General features: G+C 60.1%; 15 protein-coding genes and 2 tRNA genes. 14 read left to right on the top strand and 3 right to left on the bottom strand.

The features are described 5' to 3' along the window. Positions 1 to 90 precede the first annotated feature (90 nt). The 5 genes from AB9N64_RS19270 (at position 91) to AB9N64_RS19250 (ending at position 4663) form a co-directional block, all read left to right on the top strand. The gene (locus AB9N64_RS19270; RefSeq protein WP_371359615.1) at positions 91 to 2307 is read left to right on the top strand and encodes an AsmA family protein; all 2217 of its coding nucleotides are present in this window, start codon (positions 91 to 93) and stop codon (positions 2305 to 2307) included. After that, positions 2304 to 3371: an A/G-specific adenine glycosylase gene (gene mutY, locus AB9N64_RS19265; protein WP_371359614.1), complete on the top strand. Its 1068-nt coding sequence runs from the start codon at positions 2304 to 2306 to the stop codon at positions 3369 to 3371. The genes AB9N64_RS19270 and mutY overlap by 4 nt, the downstream gene beginning before the upstream one ends. Next, positions 3368 to 3640, top strand: coding sequence for an oxidative damage protection protein (locus AB9N64_RS19260; RefSeq protein ID WP_014716509.1), 273 nt, complete (start codon positions 3368 to 3370; stop codon positions 3638 to 3640). Before mutY ends, AB9N64_RS19260 begins: the two co-directional genes overlap by 4 nt. Before the next feature lie 103 nt (positions 3641 to 3743). Next, positions 3744 to 3819, top strand: a tRNA-Phe gene (locus AB9N64_RS19255). 172 nt (positions 3820 to 3991) lie between these two features. Continuing rightward, positions 3992 to 4663, top strand: coding sequence for a hypothetical protein (locus AB9N64_RS19250; RefSeq protein WP_371359613.1), 672 nt, complete (start codon positions 3992 to 3994; stop codon positions 4661 to 4663). A gap of 36 nt (positions 4664 to 4699) precedes the next feature. Here the strand turns inward: AB9N64_RS19250 and AB9N64_RS19245 are convergent, their stop codons facing one another. Both AB9N64_RS19245 and AB9N64_RS19240 read right to left on the bottom strand, forming a co-directional pair. Then, positions 4700 to 6307: an ArnT family glycosyltransferase gene (locus tag AB9N64_RS19245; protein ID WP_371359612.1), complete on the bottom strand. Its 1608-nt coding sequence runs from the start codon at positions 6305 to 6307 to the stop codon at positions 4700 to 4702. Positions 6308 to 6394: 87 nt separating this feature from the next. Then, the gene (locus AB9N64_RS19240; protein ID WP_106111075.1) at positions 6395 to 7360 is read right to left on the bottom strand and encodes an arsenic resistance protein; all 966 of its coding nucleotides are present in this window, start codon (positions 7358 to 7360) and stop codon (positions 6395 to 6397) included. 158 nt (positions 7361 to 7518) lie between these two features. Here AB9N64_RS19240 and AB9N64_RS19235 point away from each other — a divergent pair, with 158 nt between their 5' ends. After that, on the top strand, positions 7519 to 7932 hold the full coding sequence (locus tag AB9N64_RS19235; protein ID WP_014716505.1) for a hypothetical protein: 414 nt from the start codon (positions 7519 to 7521) through the stop codon (positions 7930 to 7932). A gap of 119 nt (positions 7933 to 8051) precedes the next feature. Here AB9N64_RS19235 and gabP read toward each other — a convergent pair whose 3' ends face one another. Beyond that, the gene (gene gabP / locus AB9N64_RS19230; protein ID WP_020302403.1) at positions 8052 to 9443 is read right to left on the bottom strand and encodes a GABA permease; all 1392 of its coding nucleotides are present in this window, start codon (positions 9441 to 9443) and stop codon (positions 8052 to 8054) included. A 555-nt stretch (positions 9444 to 9998) separates the two neighbouring features. On the opposite strand from gabP, the gene AB9N64_RS19225 reads away from it, so the two are divergent. The 8 genes from AB9N64_RS19225 to AB9N64_RS19190 all read left to right on the top strand — a co-directional run bounded on the left by AB9N64_RS19225 (position 9999) and on the right by AB9N64_RS19190 (position 16940). After that, positions 9999 to 10772 (top strand): ABC transporter ATP-binding protein, encoded by a 774-nt coding sequence (locus AB9N64_RS19225; protein WP_010213906.1) that lies wholly within the window; start codon positions 9999 to 10001, stop codon positions 10770 to 10772. Positions 10773 to 10785: 13 nt separating this feature from the next. Continuing rightward, complete coding sequence (locus tag AB9N64_RS19220; protein ID WP_014716503.1) at positions 10786 to 11538, top strand: ABC transporter substrate-binding protein; 753 nt, start codon at positions 10786 to 10788, stop codon at positions 11536 to 11538. Positions 11539 to 11612: 74 nt separating this feature from the next. Continuing rightward, the gene (locus tag AB9N64_RS19215; RefSeq protein WP_005783890.1) at positions 11613 to 12308 is read left to right on the top strand and encodes an ABC transporter permease; all 696 of its coding nucleotides are present in this window, start codon (positions 11613 to 11615) and stop codon (positions 12306 to 12308) included. 38 nt (positions 12309 to 12346) lie between these two features. Continuing rightward, positions 12347 to 13036 carry an ABC transporter permease gene (locus AB9N64_RS19210; protein ID WP_032803763.1) on the top strand — a complete coding sequence of 230 codons (690 nt, stop codon included), beginning with the start codon at positions 12347 to 12349 and terminating at the stop codon, positions 13034 to 13036. Then, complete coding sequence (locus AB9N64_RS19205; protein ID WP_371359611.1) at positions 13017 to 14204, top strand: methyltransferase; 1188 nt, start codon at positions 13017 to 13019, stop codon at positions 14202 to 14204. Before AB9N64_RS19210 ends, AB9N64_RS19205 begins: the two co-directional genes overlap by 20 nt. A gap of 501 nt (positions 14205 to 14705) precedes the next feature. Then, positions 14706 to 14781 (top strand) — tRNA-Thr (locus tag AB9N64_RS19200). A 412-nt stretch (positions 14782 to 15193) separates the two neighbouring features. Beyond that, a complete protein-coding gene (locus tag AB9N64_RS19195; protein WP_014716501.1) occupies positions 15194 to 16558 on the top strand; it encodes a CHASE2 domain-containing protein in 1365 nt (454 codons plus the stop codon). A 16-nt stretch (positions 16559 to 16574) separates the two neighbouring features. Beyond that, entirely contained in the window at positions 16575 to 16940 is a 366-nt protein-coding gene (locus tag AB9N64_RS19190; RefSeq protein WP_014716500.1) for a hypothetical protein, read from the top strand.

The raw sequence follows: 16940 nt of genomic DNA, 5'->3' as shown, positions 1-16940 counted from the left end.
GATACAATGTAACGATCCGTGAACTGACGCCGGCCTTCGGGCGTTATACTCTGCGGCTAAATTTTGAATTCGACATACAAGGACTCGCCCATGAAAGCGTTCGGCAAAATCCTGGGTCTGGTACTTCTGGGGCTGTTGCTGATCATTGTGGCGCTCGGCTTTGCCCTGACCCACCTTTTCGATCCCAACGACTACAAAGAAGAAATTCGCCAGATAGCCCGCGACAAGGCCCACATCGAGCTGACGCTCAATGGCGATATCGGCTGGAGCCTTTTCCCCTGGCTGGGCCTGGAACTGCACGAGGCCAGCGTCGCGACCCTGACCGCACCCACCCAACCTTTCGCCGACTTGCAGATGCTCGGCCTGTCGGTACGCGTACTGCCACTGCTGCGCCGCGAAGTGCAGATGAGCGATGTGCGTGTCGAGGGCTTGAACCTGCGCCTGAACCGCGACAAACAGGGCCACGGCAACTGGGAAGACATCGGCAAGAACCTGCCCGACGAAACCACAGGCACCCCCGCTCCCGCGCCAGTCGAACCCGTGGCTGAAACCAAGCCGGAAAAGCCGCCGCAGCCGATCCGCCTGGACATCGACAGCCTGACCATCAACAACGCTCGTGTTGAATACACCGATGAACAAACCGGCAAGCAATTGAGTGCCGAGAGCATCCAGTTGAGCGCCGGGGCCATCCACGAAGGCGCCAGCATTCCGCTCAAACTCACCGCATTCCTGGGCAGCAACCAGCCACTGATGCGCGTCAAGACCGAGCTGAACGGCAACTTGCGCATCCAGCGTGCCCTCAAGCGCTACCAGTTCGAAGACATGCGCTTTAGTGGTGAAGCCACCGGCGAGCCGCTGCAAGGCAAGACCGTGAGCTTCTCTACCCAGGGCCAATTGCTGGTGGATCTGGCGGCCAACGTTGCCGAATGGACCAACCTGAAGCTGTCGGCCAACCAGTTGCGGGCCCTGGGCGAACTGAAGGCCAATGACCTGGACAAAACCCCGCAAATCAGCGGCGCCCTGTCGGTTGCCCAGTTTGACCTGGCCAAGTTTCTTGAGAGCATCGGCCACCCACTGCCAGCCATGGCCCCAGGTAGCCTGAGCAAGGTCGAGCTGGTGAGCCGCCTCAAGGGCACGCCCACCAGCGTCGCCCTGGAAGACCTGAACCTGAAGCTCGATGGCAGCACCTTCACCGGCCGCGTCGCCGTGGATGATTTCGCCAAGCAGTCCCTGCGTGTGCAGCTCAAGGGCGATACCTTCAATGCCGACAATTACCTGCCGACCAAATCCGAAGCCGCTAAAGGTGCAACCGCTGCACGCCAGGCCGAAGTACAGAGCAGCGAGGCCGGCGCCATGGCGGCAGGCGGCAACACACCATTGCCCGAGGCGCCGACCAAAGGTGCCTGGAGCAATGACAAACTGCTGCCGCTGACCCGCCTGCGCAGCCTGGACGTAAATGCAGACCTGGCCTTTGGCGAGCTGACCCTTAGCCAATTGCCCATTCAAAATGCGGTGCTTAAAGCCTCCGGCATTGACGGGCAACTCAAGCTCGACACCCTTAGCGGCGGCCTCTACAACGGCACGTTCCAGGCCAACGGCACACTCGACGTGCGCCAGGACACGCCAGTGCTGGCCCTGCAAAGCCACATCAAGCAGGTACCTGTTGAACGCATCCTGCAGGCCCAAGGGAAAACTCCGCCGGTCAAAGGCCAGCTCACCCTCGACAGCAACCTCAGCGGCCGCGGCAACAGCCAGAAGGCCCTGATCGACAGCCTCAACGGCACCGCCAGCCTCGTGATCAACAACGGTGTGCTGCTCAATGCCAACATTGAGCAGCAACTGTGTACCGGCATCGCCCTGCTCAACCGCAAGACCCTGAGCACCACGCCAGGCGGCAAGGACACGCCCTTCCAGGAACTGCGCGGCAACCTCACGTTCCGTAACGGCGTGGCCAGCAACCCCGACCTGAAAGTGCGCATTCCTGGCCTGACGCTCAACGGCAACGGTGATGTGGATTTACGTGTGCTGGGTATGGACTACCGCGTCGGCATCATCGTTGAAGGCGACAAGCGCGACGTGCCGGACCCGGCTTGCCAGGTCGGCGCCAACTTCCAGGGCATTGAGGTACCGCTGCGTTGCCGTGGCCCGCTGGAGCTGGGCGCCAAGGCCTGCCGCCTGGACAAGGACGGCCTCGGCCAGGTCGCCCTCAAGGCGGCCGGCAATCGCCTGAACGAGAAGCTGGAAGAGAAACTCGACAAGGTTAATCCCAAGCTCAAAGACGCATTGAAAGGCCTGTTCAACCGATGAAAAACGAGCAGTTTTCACAGGCGGTGCTGGACTGGTACGACCGCCACGGCCGCCACGACCTGCCCTGGCAACAGGGCATCACGCCGTATCGGGTGTGGGTGTCGGAGATCATGCTGCAACAGACCCAAGTGAGCACCGTGCTCAATTATTTCGACCGGTTCATGGCGTCCCTGCCCACGGTCGAAGCCCTGGCCGCCGCGCCGGAAGACGAAGTGCTGCACCTGTGGACGGGCCTGGGCTACTACACCCGGGCACGCAACCTGCAAAAGACCGCGAAGATCGTGGTGGCCGAATACGGCGGCGAATTCCCCCGCGACGTCGAAAAGCTCACCGAGCTGCCGGGCATCGGCCTGTCCACCGCTGGTGCGATAGCCAGCCTGAGCATGGGCCTGCGCGCGCCGATCCTCGACGGCAACGTCAAACGCGTGCTGGCGCGCTTTACCGCGCAAGAGGGTTACCCGGGCGAGCCCAAGGTGGCCAAGCAGCTGTGGGCCACTGCAGAGCGCTTTACGCCCCATACCCGCGTCAACGCCTACACCCAGGCAATGATGGACATGGGCGCCACGCTCTGCACCCGCAGCAAACCCAGTTGCTTGCTGTGCCCGCTGGAAAAAGGCTGCGAAGCCCACATGCTCGGCCTGGAGACACGTTACCCGCCCCCCAAGCCGCGCAAGACCATCCCGCAAAAGCGCACGCTGATGCCCATGCTGGCGAACACCGAGGGCGCGATCCTGCTTTACCGTCGCCCGTCTACGGGCTTGTGGGGCGGCTTGTGGAGCTTGCCGGAGCTGGATGACCTGGGCGACCTTGACCACCTGGCCAACCAGCATGCACTCGCGCTGGGCAAGCATCAGGAACTGCCGGGGCTGATCCACACCTTCAGCCACTTCCAGTTGGCCATCGAACCCTGGCTGGTCCAGGTCGAGGAAACCGCCCATCACGTGGCCGAGGCCGACTGGCTCTGGTATAACCTCGCCACCCCGCCGCGCCTGGGCCTTGCCGCCCCGGTGAAAAAACTGCTGAAGCGCGCGGCCGACGTATTGAACGCAGGAGTTTCGTCATGACCCGCACCGTTATGTGCCGTAAGTACAAAGAAGAACTGCCAGCCCTGGAACGTGCCCCTTTTCCGGGTGCCAAAGGCCAGGACATCTACGATAACGTTTCCGCCCAGGCGTGGGCCGACTGGCAAAAACACCAGACCCTGCTGATTAACGAAAAACGCCTGAACATGATGAACGCCGAAGACCGCAAATACCTGCAGGGCGAAATGGACAAGTTCTTTTCCGGCGAGGAATACGCCCAGGCCGAAGGCTACGTCCCACCTGCTCAATAATTGATCAAAAACCGGGGTCGGCACGTAAGCGACGGTAATAATTAAATATTTTTTGAAAACTTGCTTGACGACCCCCTGAAAAACCCGTTTAATGCGCCCCGTTGCCCAGATAGCTCAGTCGGTAGAGCAGGGGATTGAAAATCCCCGTGTCGGCGGTTCGATTCCGTCTCTGGGCACCAAAATACCGAGAAACCCCAAGGAACAATGTGTTCCTTGGGGTTTTTTATTGCCTGCGATTTAATACGACTCACGCATTTACGGACACGATGTCGCAGGAAGACGATTGAGGGTTATTTTTGGCTGGACTCAATCGTTCAGCCTTTACCCAAATCTCAGTTGTAAGGTTTTTTCATGACCCGCTTCTTGCTTTGCACCTTATTCATACTGACCGCCCTGCTCAGTGGGTGTGCCACGCACTTGGACGTAGCAATCAACGCAACGCCTGACCCGGACTACCACTTTGACCGACAGGCAACCGTGCTGGTGACCTCCACTGGCGGCAGTGACGAAAACTCGCTCAACGCCCGCTACTACTTGCGTGACATGGTCCGCGCCATGCAGGATCAGGGCTTTCGCAATGTCTTCACCGACACCACGCTGCCCAAGAACCACGCGCCGATCAAAATGACCGTTACCCTGGATGTCGACAGCAAGCAGGTGACGTATCGCTACACCGCCACCGAATACGGGCAAGTGGCAAACAGCACCACCACCCAATGCAAGAAGAACAAGAAAAAGACCGACCAACTGACCTGCACCAGCACCCCGAACACCTCCTACGGCCCGGTAGGGACCTCGGAGCGCACCGGCTACACCACGCTCACCACCTTCCGGGTCACCGCTCGTGATGAAGTGAGCAGGCGCGCGGTCTACCTGCTACGGGCGTCGTCCTATAACGACGATTGCCAAGCCGCCAAGGTAGAAGCCTTCCTGGTACAGCAGGGTTTGCAGAATCTGAATTTCCAGGACCGCGTGCAGCGCAATTACACGGTCACGATGCCTGAAAGCTTCCGTTGTAAATAATCATCTGCTCGGCAGGCCCTTGGCTCAAGGGCCTCCTTACTTGAGCAAAAACACCATCAGCGGGTTGTCATTCAAGCGCCCTTGATAGCTCGGCGCCAAGTGCTCCACCGGCGACCCCTTCAACAGCGCGGTCTCCTTGCGCGACACGATCACCCACGAGGGCCGGGGCAGCGCCGCCAATTTCTCAAGCTCGTGTCGCCCGACAAACAGCGGCTGTTCATCGTGATTCAGGTTCATCATGTAGCGCACCGCCCAGGTATCCCGTGCCAGGTCGACAAATACCAAAGGGCCCGGCTGCGCCTGGCGCAACGCCTCCACCTGGCTGACAAACCGCCGAGTATCGAATTGCAGGTCCTTGGCCGGCTCTATCACCGTCACCAGCAACAGCCATTGCGCCGCCAGGGCGATCAGACTGAGCCACACCAACCGCCATGCTCGCTGCCAGGCAATCAACGCTGCGGCTTGCAGCACCACCAGCACGCCGATCATCAACGGCAAGGAAATCTCCGGCCAGTAGCCCTGCTTGTGCCAGGCGTGTCGACACACAAACAACACAACCACGCACAACGCCGGCAGCGCCGCGACCAGCCATTCGTAGCCACGACGCACGCCCACCAGCCAGCCTTGCGCATGCAGCAGCCCATAGGCAGCGACAGCCGCAAGCATCGGCACCATCGGCAGAATGTAATAAGCGCGCTTGAAGTGCGGTACCGACAGGCCGAGCAGAATCATCAAGCCGCAGCCCCCGAACCGCACCAGCAATTGCAGGTGCTCATTGCCCCAACGCTCGGGCCAGCGATGGCGCAACGCAAACAGGGTCGCAAACGCCAGCGGCACCACCGGGAAGTAGCGGTACAAGCTCAGTTGGAAGTAAAAGTAAAACGGCTCACCCGACTCATCCAGACGCCCACCGACTTGCATCTTGAAGACTTCATCGGCAAACGCATTGCCACCACTGAACCGCGCAAGCTTCATCAGTAACCACCAGCACGCGGCGAGCAACACCAGGCCGACAACGCCGTGGATCAGGATCTGCCGGACACGCACCCCCGGTTTGCCCAACGCCCAATACACACACACCACCCCGCAGACTTCAATCAACCCCAGCGGCCCACGTATGGCGAAACCCAGGATGAACAACGGGAACACCGCCAGTTGCCTCAGCCGTGACCCGAGGCGTTCGCCGGTGTGCAGCAGATAGAAACTGCCCACGCATAACAATGCGACCATCTGGTCCAGGCACACCGAGCGCGACTTTTCGAGCAACTGGGCGGTGAGCAGCGTGAGCAGCATCGTCAGCAGCGACCAGGCACGGCTGTAGGGTGCCAGCAGACGATACATCAGCGCGATCACACCCGCCGAGGCGAGCGCCGTTGGCAGCACATTCGCCAAGTGGTTCGGCGCGTCGAACAAGCGGGCGAATAGATAACTGAAGAAGGTCGCGGTGCCTGGGTAATCCGCATAGGGCTGGCCGTAGGTGGTGGGGAAAAGACTCGCGCCATGGCGATACATCTCCTGCAGGAACAGCGCCCACCGCCCGTCAAAACCCTGGGGCTGCTGATCCCAGATGCCTACTGTGAACAACAAGAGAGCGACCAGGAAAATACCCAGTGACTCCAGGCGAAAACGGTTGCGGTGATCCATCGGGTGACCTGTCAGGTGGGAAGCGCTGGCGTATGGTGCCGAACGCGCCCCTGAACGGCGCCTGAACAGACCTGAACATTCACGCGGTTACCGACTGGAGGGCCACACCACTGCCGGGATCAGGCGAACGTAGGCCAACTCGGCAACCAACTCGATCAGGGTCTGCAGGACCACCACCGCTGCGGCCAAGCCGCGCACATCCTCCGGCAGGGCCAGCGCCAACGGTAAAACCACCAGCGAATTACGGGTCGACGCACTGAACGTTACCGCCCGCGCCGTCAAAGCTGGCAGTGCGAACAGGCGCGCAGCCCCAATACCCATCAACGGCGCCAGCAACACAAAGGCCACGTAGACCGGAATAACTGGCAGCAACACATTGATATCCTGCATTACCGCCGTGATGTGCGAAGCGAGCACGACAAACAGCACCAACGCCATCGCCGGCACCGGCAACCACGCCCAGGCACTGTTCCAATGACTGATTATGCTCGACCGCCGCGCAAGAGTGCTGGTCAAAACCGCCAGAAGCATCGGCACCACAATCAGCCCCAAGAACGCCTCGACAAACGGCCCCGCCGCCACCACCACGGCCGATTGCTCGCCTAACATCAGCCCCAGGTATACCGGCAACAGCAGCAGTTGCAGCAACAGCAGCAGCGGGGTTGCCGCCAGCATCGACCGCGAGTCGCCCTTGCCGATATGGGTAAACACCACCACGTAGTCGATACAGGGCGTCAGCAACACCAGCAGAGCGCCCACCAGCAACGCCGGGCGCTCCACCAGGCCGCGGGTCAACCCCCACACCAGTAAAGGCACCAGGATGAAATTGGCCAGCAGCAAGGCCCCCATGAAGCGCTTGTTGCCCAAGCCTTGGCGCAGCTCAAGAAAGGGTATCTGCAAAAACATCGCATACATCAGCACGGCGATGGCAGGGGTCACCCAAAGGCTGAGGCCCTGCGCCGACAAGGGCCAGAGCAGGCCAAACGTGACGGCCGCAAAGACGGCAACGAAGTAGATCGGGACCTGATGGTGTTCCAGGGTGTCACGGGTCATGGGCGGGCTCTGGTGGATCCATAGACTGTCAGCCTAAGTACCCGCGCAGATAAGGTCGAGCACTACAGCAATCATTGCCGCCCGAGAAACCCTTGGGATTTACCCCAACCTGCGCTTCAATACACCCTCTAAACCCAGACCCCAAGGACGTTAAGCCCATGGCCTCGCCAAACAAGCAGCAAAAACGCGCCCACCGGGCAAAAGCCAAGGCCAAGCAAAACCGCACCCAGCGCGCCGTGGCGCACAAGCCGGATGCTTTTGCTGGCGACGACAGCCGCATCGACCTTGAGTCGGTGGATTTGACTGAACTGTTCGTCGAAATGCGTACCGCCGGCGAGATCAGCCAGCAGGCGCTGTGTGCGGTGTTCCTGGCGCACCCGTTGCTGGCGTTGGTGCTGGAGCAGGAAGGCGAAGAGGAAGCGACCGACTTTATCCTGGCGGCGCTGATCGAGTATCGGCAGTGGGCGACGGACAGCGATGATGAAGCCGCCGCATTGGCGTGGATTGAGTCGCCGCAGTTCCAGGCCGACTACGTGGCGGCGTCCCAGGCGCTGGCCAACGCCCCCGACTGACGCAAAATAAAAATGTGGGAGCGGGCTTGCTCGCGAATGCATTCTGACAGTCACTCAATTATTGACTGGTCTAGCGCATTCGCGAGCAAGCCCGCTCCCACAGTTTCAATAGCGGCGTATCAGTTAAGCGCCGCAGCCCCCACTCTTTGAGCCTTGCGACGGCTCGCCACCACCAACCCCGCCAACACCACCAGCAAGCTCAGAATCCCGGTGGCGATGATCTCGACCCGGTGCGCTTCCTGGAACAGCATGATGGTCAACGTACCGACGATAAACACCATCACCGCGTACGTCAGGCCAGGAAACAACCACATCTTGAACACGATCTTCTCGCCCGCCGCCGCACGCTTCTGACGCATGCGCAGTTGCGACACGGCAATCACCAGGTACACCAGCAACGCAATGGCGCCGGAGCTGGCCAGCAGGAATTCGAACACGGCCGCCGGGGCGACGTAGTTGGCAAATACCGCCAGGAACGCAGCGCCGGTAGACAGCAACACTGCCCAGTAAGGCGTGCCGCTCTTGTTGGTACGCTTGGCCACGGCCGGTGCGTCACCGCGACGGCCCAGGGAGAACAGCATGCGCGACGCGGTGTACAGCGCCGAGTTGAGGCAGCTGGTCACGGCAACCAGCACAACCAGGTCGACAATCAGCTTGGCGTTCGGAATGCCCATGCGTTCCAGCACAGTCTGGTAGGAACCTACGGCAGCCAAGGTCGGATCGTTCCAAGGCACCAGGGAGACCACGATGAAGATCGACAACAGGTAGAACAAACCAATCCGCCAGATCACCGAATTGGTGGCCTTGGTGATTTGCTGGCCAGGGTTCTTCGATTCGGCGGCAGCAATGGTGACAATCTCAGTGCCCATGAACGAGAACATGGTGGTCAGGATCGCCGCCAACACCGCGCCCATGCCGTTGGGCATGAACCCTTGGGTATCGAACAAGTGCGAAACACCGCTGACCTGGCTGGTGGGCAAGAAGCCGAAGATCGCGGCCAGGCCGAGGATCACAAAGCCGACGATCGCCACGACCTTGATCAGCGCAAACCAGAACTCGAACTCACCGTAGTTCTTCACACTGAACAGGTTGGTTGCAGTCAGCAACAACGTAATGATTAGGGTAAACGCCCAAATCGCCACGTCGGGGAACCAGGCGTGCAGGATGGTCGCCGCTGCGTTGGCCTCCAACGGAATCACCAGCACCCAGAACCACCAGTAGAGCCAGCCAATGGTGAAACCGGCCCAGTGGCCGATTGCCCGGTCGGCATAGGTAGAGAACGAACCGGTATCGGGTGACGCAACGGCCATCTCGGCCAGCATGCGCATTACCAAGACCACCAGTGTACCGGCGGCTGCATAGGCCAACAGTACAGCCGGGCCGGCAGCAGCGATCGCATGGCCGGAGCCGACAAACAAACCGGCGCCGATGACGCCGGCAATCGACAGCATGGTGACGTGCCGCGGTTTGAGCCCCTGTTCGAGGTCATTGGAGCTTTGCGTACTACTCATTGACACACCTTTGCGAGGAATTGCGAAAACGGTTCGCCCGGCCTGCAGCCTTTCTCGTGAAAAGAATCCAACAGGGCGTTCTTTATTTTTTACGCAAGATTTGCGCCAAAATGTAACAGAGCCGCAGTTGACGCGGGCTGTAGGACAATTCGTCAGCACTCGCAAGTCATTGAGAATCATGGCATTCCGCTATAGCGTTACCGTGCGACTCACCTTCCAGTCAATCCGACGCACCAAAAACACACACAAAAAGTACGTGACGCCCCATAAACGGGCTGATATGGACCGTTTGCCCGGTTAACCCTTCCAACACCCGGCCAAAGCTGGCACCATCGCGCCCTTTTTTACGCGAAGTCTGTGGATCTTTCCGGTTCAAACGTCTGTAGGTTGTTGATGGCGCGACACGCTACTGCGCCGATGCGACACCCTGCCGCAGACCATCGGTTAACCGTCCGCAGCGCTGTTGGCTGTCATCCAAACGCTATGCTAGCTTGGCGCCTCGCCAGGAAGGCGGCCCAACAGCGAAGATCGCAACGAACACAATGAGGACCGCACATGGCCGAGGCCACGCCCGCGCTTGAAATCCGCAACTTGCACAAACGCTATGGTGAGCTTGAGGTACTCAAGGGTATCTCGCTGACCGCTCGCGACGGCGATGTGATCTCGATCCTGGGTTCCTCCGGTTCCGGCAAGTCCACCTTCCTGCGCTGCATCAACCTGCTGGAAAACCCGCACCAGGGCCAGATCCTGGTGGCCGGCGAAGAACTCAAGCTCAAGGCCGCGAAAAACGGCGAACTGATGGCCGCCGACGGCAAGCAGATCAACCGCCTGCGCAGCGAAATCGGGTTTGTGTTTCAAAACTTTAACCTGTGGCCGCACATGAGCATCCTCGACAACATCATCGAGGCCCCTCGTCGCGTGCTCGGCCAAAGCAAGGCAGAAGCCATAGAAGTGGCCGAGGCACTGCTGGCCAAGGTCGGTATTGCCGACAAGCGCCACGCTTACCCTGCGCAACTCTCCGGCGGCCAGCAACAGCGGGCGGCGATTGCCCGCACCCTGGCGATGCAACCTAAAGTCATCCTGTTCGATGAGCCGACGTCGGCGCTTGACCCGGAAATGGTTCAGGAAGTACTTAATGTGATCCGCGCACTGGCCGAAGAAGGCCGCACCATGCTGCTGGTCACCCACGAAATGGGTTTCGCCCGTCAGGTATCCAGCGAAGTGGTGTTTTTGCACCAGGGCCTGGTCGAAGAGCAAGGATCGCCACAGCAGGTGTTTGAAAACCCGCTTTCGGCGCGCTGCAAACAATTCATGTCCAGCAACCGCTAACGGAGCAACATGCATGCAGACCTATAAGAAATTCCTTCTGGCCGCGGCCGTCTCGATGGCGTTCAGCGCCACGGCCATGGCAGAAACCTTGAAAATGGGGATCGAAGCGGCCTACCCGCCGTTCAACAATAAAGACGCCAGCGGTAACGTTGTCGGCTTCGACAAGGACATCGGCGACGCCCTGTGCGCCAAGATGAAAGTCGAGAAGTGCGAAGTGTATGTGTCCGACTGGGACGGCATCATCCCTGCCCTGAACGCCAAGAAGTTCGACTTCCTGGTGTCCTCGCTGTCGATCACCGACGAGCGTAAGCAGGCGGTTGACTTCACCGACCCGTACTATTCCAACAAGCTGCAGTTCATTGCGCCCAAAGCCACTGCGGATTTCAAGACCGACGCCACTTACCTCAAAGGCAAGGTGATCGGTGCACAGCGCGCAACGCTGGCCGGTACCTACCTGGAAGACAAGCTGCCGGACACCGAAGCCAAGCTCTACGACACACAGGAAAACGCCTACCTCGACCTGACCTCCGGTCGCCTCGACGGCATCCTGGCTGACAAGTACGTGCAGTACGAATGGCTCAAGAGCAAAGACGGTTCGGCCTATGAATTCAAAGGCGACCCGGTGGTAGAAAGCGACAAGATCGGTATCGCCGTACGCAAGGGCGACCCGCTGCGCGAGCGCCTGAACAAAGCCCTGGCAGAGATCAAGGCAGACGGCACCTACAAAAAGATCAACGACAAGTACTTCCCGTTCAGCATCGAATGATCTGAACGGCCTGCCCGGCGCGCTCCTGCGAGCGCGCTGGCTTTTAGCAATGCCTGCCGCGATATGAAAACACCATGAATTTCGATCTCTACGGATTCGGCCCGGCGCTCGCCGCCGGCGCGCTGATGACCGTCAAACTGGCGCTCACGGCCCTGTGCCTGGGGCTGGTGCTCGGCCTTGCCGGCGCCTTGGCCAAGACTTCGCCGTACAAGCCGCTGCAATGGCTGGGCGGTGCGTATTCGACCATCGTTCGCGGTATTCCCGAATTACTGTGGGTGCTGCTGATTTACTTCGGCACCGTCAATCTGATGCGTGCCCTGGGTGAGTTCTTCGGAAACCCAGACTTGTCCCTGAGCGCCTTCGCCGCTGGCGTCATCGCCCTGGGCCTGTGCTTCGGCGCCTACGCAACGGAAGTGTTCCGCGGCGCGATCCTCGCCATTCCCAAGGGCCACCGCGAAGCCGGTGTGGCGTTGGGGCTGTCGAAGTTTCGGATTTTCACCCGGCTGATCATGCCGCAAATGTGGCGTATCGCCCTGCCGGGCCTGGGTAACCTGTTCATGATCCTGATGAAAGACACCGCGCTGGTGTCGGTAATCGGCCTGGAAGAAATCATGCGCCACGCGCAAATCGGCGTGACCGTGACCAAGCAACCCTTCACCTTCTTCATGGTCGCCGCATTCATGTACCTGGGCCTGACCGTACTGGCGATGACCAGCATGCACTTCCTGGAAAAACGCGCCGCCCGCGGCTTTGCAAGGAGCACCCAATGAGCGGCGACTACAACTGGCTATCGCACTTTGACCTGGGCCTGAACTGGGCCGTGATCATCAAGTGGCTGCCGAAGTTGGCCCAGGGCGCAACCTTGACCCTGGAGCTGGTGGCAATCGCCGTGATCGCCGGTCTGCTGCTGGCGATCCCTCTGGGCATCGCCCGCTCTTCGCGCCGCTGGTACGTGAGCGCCCTGCCCTACGGCTACATTTTCTTCTTCCGTGGCACGCCGCTGCTGGTGCAGTTGTTCCTGGTGTATTACGGCCTGGCGCAGTTCGACGCCGTGCGCAACAGCTTCATGTGGCCGTACCTGCGCGACCCGTTCTGGTGCGCCACCGCCACTATGACCCTGCACACCGCCGCCTATATCGCCGAGATCCTGCGCGGTGCGATCCAGGCCATCCCGCCGGGAGAAATCGAAGCGGCACGGGCCCTGGGCATGTCCAAGCCCAAGACGCTGTTCTACATCATTCTGCCTCGCGCCTCGCGCATCGGCCTGCCGGCCTACAGCAATGAAGTGATCCTGATGCTCAAGGCCAGCGCCCTGGCCAGCACCGTGACCCTGCTGGAACTGACCGGCATGGCGCGCACCATCATTGCGCGCACTTACCTGCCGGTGGAGATTTTCTTCGCTGCGGGGTTGTTCTACCTGCTGATGGCCTACGTGCTGGTGCGCGGCTTCAAACTGCTGGAAAAATGGCTGCGCGTCGATGCGTGCCAAGGACGTTGAGGCACGCTTCCAGGCACTGGATGCATTCCTGATCGAGCACCAAGGGCTGTGGCGACCACGGCCCTTTACCCAGTTGCAGTTGCCCTGGGAAACCGAGCATCCGGAATTATCCCGGTGGTTGCGTCAGCGCTCGCTGGCCGAAGCTGAAGCCAGTCATAACCAACCCCACAACCTGCCCGCGCCCGCACCGTTTCCACAGCTGGCCGCTCACGCGCTGCGCCTCGGCGCTGTGGATAAGTTACCCACGCACACCCTTGAGCCCGCTCGCCATCGCCTGAATGTCGACGTGCCAGGGCGCAAATGGCAACAGATCGAAGCCTTCGGCGCCGCGCTGACTTTTGCCCAAACGCCTGCCCACTGGCTGGACTGGTGCGCCGGCAAAGGCCACCTCGGCCGTCGCCTGCTGCAACCCGGTCAACAACTGACCTGCCTGGAGTACGACCCCGCCCTCATCGCCTCCGGCCAAGCCTTGAGTGATCGCCACGACCTCCACGCAACCCATCACCTCCAAGACGTCATGGCGGATGTCGCGATCCAGCCCGAACACACACCGGTCGCCCTGCATGCCTGCGGCGACCTGCATGTGCGCCTGCTGCAACTGGCCAGCGCCGCCGGCTGCAAACAACTGGCCCTGGCGCCCTGCTGCTACAACCGCATCACCGCCGACCGTTATCAGGCCGTCTCCGCCGCCGGGCGCGCCTCACTGCTGCAACTGTCGATTGATGACCTGGGCCTGCCCCTGAGCGAAACCGTCACCGCCGGCAACCGTGTACGCCAACAACGAGACACCTCCATGGCCAGGCGCCTGGGCTTTGACCAACTACAGCGGCAAGTGCGCGGCTGCGACGACTACCTGCCAACACCTTCCCTGCCCGCCAGTTGGCTGGATAAATCCTTTGCCGACTACTGCCAGGAACTGGCGAGCCTCAAGGGCTTATCCACAGGTGTTCAGGACTGGCAGGCCCTGGAAGCCCACGGCTGGCAGCGCCTGGCCGAAGTGCGCAACCTTGAGTTAGTGAGAGGCTTGTTTCGACGCCCATTGGAACTGTGGTTGGTATTGGACCGAGCACTGTTCATGGTGGAACAGGGCTACAACGTCGAGGTCGGCAGCTTCTGCGAACCATCGTTGACCCCTCGCAACCTGATGGTGCTGGCCGAGCGCGAATAAAGGGCAAAAAAACCTACAAGCGCCTTGTGGATAACTCTGTTGATGAATAGTTTGCAGAGGCCCTAGATATAGGCACTTCACACCCAAAGCCGGCCTGGTTATTTTTTGTTCACAAAATAAAATGCACACAAAACAGGTAGTTGCAGCGTGTTGAGAACTGCTGCGCAAAATGGCTGTTTCGGGACAACCGTTACCAACCGATTGTGCATAAGCATCTGGCGCCAGGCGCATAACGGGCTCTTTGTGCGGGCTGTTTGGCGCGTTTGGCAAGGGGTAAAGCCCGTTGTGCATCAGGTTACGAGGGGGTCTGTCCAAGGGATGCTTGAACCCTATCGATCTCGTCTACTGCATGGAGTTGGACCCGTACTTTGCACGCGCTCTTCAACCTGTGAAGACACGGGGAAAACGCCCTAATCGCGAGAAACCTCCGACTTTGCAAAAATAGTCAGAATTCAGGGGTTTACAGAACCTTTCCAATCGCTATAATCGTCGCCCTAACACGCCGGTATAGCTCAGTTGGTAGAGCAACTGACTTGTAATCAGTAGGTCCCGGGTTCGACTCCTGGTGCCGGCACCATACAAAACAAAGCCTCCACAGAAATGTGGAGGCTTTGTTGTTTCCGCATGTCCACATCCTGTCCACACCTTGCCATCCTGCAGCGCAAGCCTCATCGCGGTGAGATCGACAAATCAACCGACTACCAGGGTGGCAAATACAAAGACTGCCTTTTCGCACTCCTATTTCCAGGAGATGAGGGAGGTGATGATTGAATAGCCCAGGAACGTTGAGCAATAGCGAAGTGATGTGGTGCCTAGGCTGGCCGCCCGAAGCCCACGGAATAAAACCCCGGCCTGGACACGCCCGGGCTTTTTTACGAATGACGATCCATGCGCCCATCGCGATATGGCACTTAGCCACTTTTCCAATTGACACCCCCTCCCCACTCCGTTAAAAACCCCGCCTTGCTTGCGTTTTTATCGAGACATGGATGTTGTCCAAACCCCCGCTATTCAAATACCGCCGCTATTGGCTGGCGGTCATCATCGTGTTGCTGGCGATTCTTGATCCTTTCGGCCTGGCCAGTTCCAGCGACAAGGCGTCGGCGCAGTGGCTCAATCGCATGTTTGCCAGTCACTACCCGAGCCTTGGGCAGCAGCGGGTGGCGGTGGTGTTGATTGATGATGCCTACCTGATGCGCAATAACAGTTCGTGGCCCATGCCTTATGGCGAGCAGAGCAAGTTGTTCAAGCGCTTGCTGGCGTACAAGCCCCAGGCGGTGTTTGTGGATTTGCTTTATAGCCACGACCACTCGTTCGGTGACCCTGCGCGGGGCAGTCAGTTGCTGGCGAATGTGTTTGAGCGTTATCAGCGCCAAGGCATCCCGCTGTGGCTGGCCAATACGGGGTTGATGCGCGCAGAGGCGGGCCAGGCGAATACGCTGGCGCCGTTTATGCAGGTGAGCCAGCCGGCCCTGGTGGTGTGGGAAGGCGTGGATGACAAATATCCACTGGCGATGAAGACACAGGCAGGGTTGTTGGAAACCCCTGCCATGTCGCTGTACCGGGTGTTCTGCGCCACGCAGCACTGCAAGCCGCCGCCGGTGGATGCGCAAACCGCTGCTCAGCGCCAGCCCATCGCGGTGCAATGGGGGCTGAAGCTGGCACCCGAGCAGGCGCGTATTGCCGATATCCGCCACTGCGCGCCGGCACGGCATTTTTTGCTGGATGGGGTGGCGCAGTTCTTCCAGGCGGTGTTCTGGAAACTCGATGACTCGGCCCAGGCGCGCTGCCCGTACACGCTGACGTTGTCGGCCAGTGATCTGGAAGTCAGCGACCCCGACGACCAGGCACTGGTCGCCGAATTGCTGCGCGACCGCCTGGTGTTGGTGGGCGCCAATATCGCCTCGACAGGGGACTTGGTGGAGTCGCCGGTGCACGGCCAACTCCCCGGCGTTTACCTGCACGCCATGGCGCTGGACAACCTGATCAATACGGGCATGGACTACGACCATGAACCGGCCAATTTCCCCCACCTGCCGTTCAATTGGCTGGACCTGCTGGAGCTCGGGCTGCTGGCGTTGATCGCCGTGCTCAAGGCGCTGCACGCACGTCGCCTGGCGGGCCATCGCCCCTGGAGCCGGTGGCGTCGCCAGGAAATCTGGTTTTTTACCTCGCCGTGCCCGTCGTGGCTGTTGGTGATGTCGATGTTGGCGGGGGTCAGTGTGTTGCTGAGCCTCAATGACATCACCCCGGTCAACGTGCTGGGCATTGTGTTGCTGTCGTTGGTGCTGTTCAGCGAGCGGATCGAAGCCTTCTTCGACCGCGATCGCCGAGTGCACCGCTCTGCTATCTGACTCAAGGAAACCAAGGATGAACAGAAGCCTCATCGTCTTGCTCGCCGCCCTCTTCACCCAGGGCGCCTGGGCAGAAACCCACAGTATCAAGGCGTTCCTCGCCGACCCGGTGACCGTACTGGACGAGCAAGGCAAGCAACAACGTGAGCTGGCGAAAAAGGACGCGCCCACCCAGCCCCTGCCGGTGTTGCAGTACAACCAGGCGCTGGACCTGGTGCAGGTAGAACTGGCAGGCCAGAAGGTGTGGCTGGACACCATGGACCTGCGCATCGAGCCACCGCTGAACGTCGTGGACCTGCCCTGCCAGGGCCTGACCAAAAGCCAGGCCAAGGACAGCCGCAACAACTCCACCATCGGTTTTGGTGCCGGCTGCAATCAATAA

Origin of the sequence: Pseudomonas sp. KT_2_4, assembly GCF_041410225.1 — a bacterium.
In the GTDB taxonomy this organism is placed as follows: domain Bacteria; phylum Pseudomonadota; class Gammaproteobacteria; order Pseudomonadales; family Pseudomonadaceae; genus Aquipseudomonas; species Aquipseudomonas paracarnis.
The sequence above is the reverse complement of the archived record's forward strand: the minus strand, read 5'-3'. Positions and strand labels throughout refer to the sequence as shown.

Excerpts from the sequence above, each read along its gene's own strand:
- AB9N64_RS19270 (WP_371359615.1), top strand. The coding sequence starts at position 91 with ATGAAAGCGTTCGGCAAAATCCTGGGTCTGGTACTTCTGGGGCTGTTG.
- mutY (WP_371359614.1), top strand. The coding sequence starts at position 2,304 with ATGAAAAACGAGCAGTTTTCACAGGCGGTGCTGGACTGGTACGACCGC.
- AB9N64_RS19260 (WP_014716509.1), top strand. The coding sequence starts at position 3,368 with ATGACCCGCACCGTTATGTGCCGTAAGTACAAAGAAGAACTGCCAGCC.
- AB9N64_RS19250 (WP_371359613.1), top strand. The coding sequence starts at position 3,992 with ATGACCCGCTTCTTGCTTTGCACCTTATTCATACTGACCGCCCTGCTC.
- AB9N64_RS19245 (WP_371359612.1), bottom strand. The coding sequence starts at position 6,307 with ATGGATCACCGCAACCGTTTTCGCCTGGAGTCACTGGGTATTTTCCTG.
- AB9N64_RS19240 (WP_106111075.1), bottom strand. The coding sequence starts at position 7,360 with ATGACCCGTGACACCCTGGAACACCATCAGGTCCCGATCTACTTCGTT.
- AB9N64_RS19235 (WP_014716505.1), top strand. The coding sequence starts at position 7,519 with ATGGCCTCGCCAAACAAGCAGCAAAAACGCGCCCACCGGGCAAAAGCC.
- gabP (WP_020302403.1), bottom strand. The coding sequence starts at position 9,443 with ATGAGTAGTACGCAAAGCTCCAATGACCTCGAACAGGGGCTCAAACCG.
- AB9N64_RS19225 (WP_010213906.1), top strand. The coding sequence starts at position 9,999 with ATGGCCGAGGCCACGCCCGCGCTTGAAATCCGCAACTTGCACAAACGC.
- AB9N64_RS19220 (WP_014716503.1), top strand. The coding sequence starts at position 10,786 with ATGCAGACCTATAAGAAATTCCTTCTGGCCGCGGCCGTCTCGATGGCG.
- AB9N64_RS19215 (WP_005783890.1), top strand. The coding sequence starts at position 11,613 with ATGAATTTCGATCTCTACGGATTCGGCCCGGCGCTCGCCGCCGGCGCG.
- AB9N64_RS19205 (WP_371359611.1), top strand. The coding sequence starts at position 13,017 with ATGCGTGCCAAGGACGTTGAGGCACGCTTCCAGGCACTGGATGCATTC.
- AB9N64_RS19195 (WP_014716501.1), top strand. The coding sequence starts at position 15,194 with ATGTTGTCCAAACCCCCGCTATTCAAATACCGCCGCTATTGGCTGGCG.
- AB9N64_RS19190 (WP_014716500.1), top strand. The coding sequence starts at position 16,575 with ATGAACAGAAGCCTCATCGTCTTGCTCGCCGCCCTCTTCACCCAGGGC.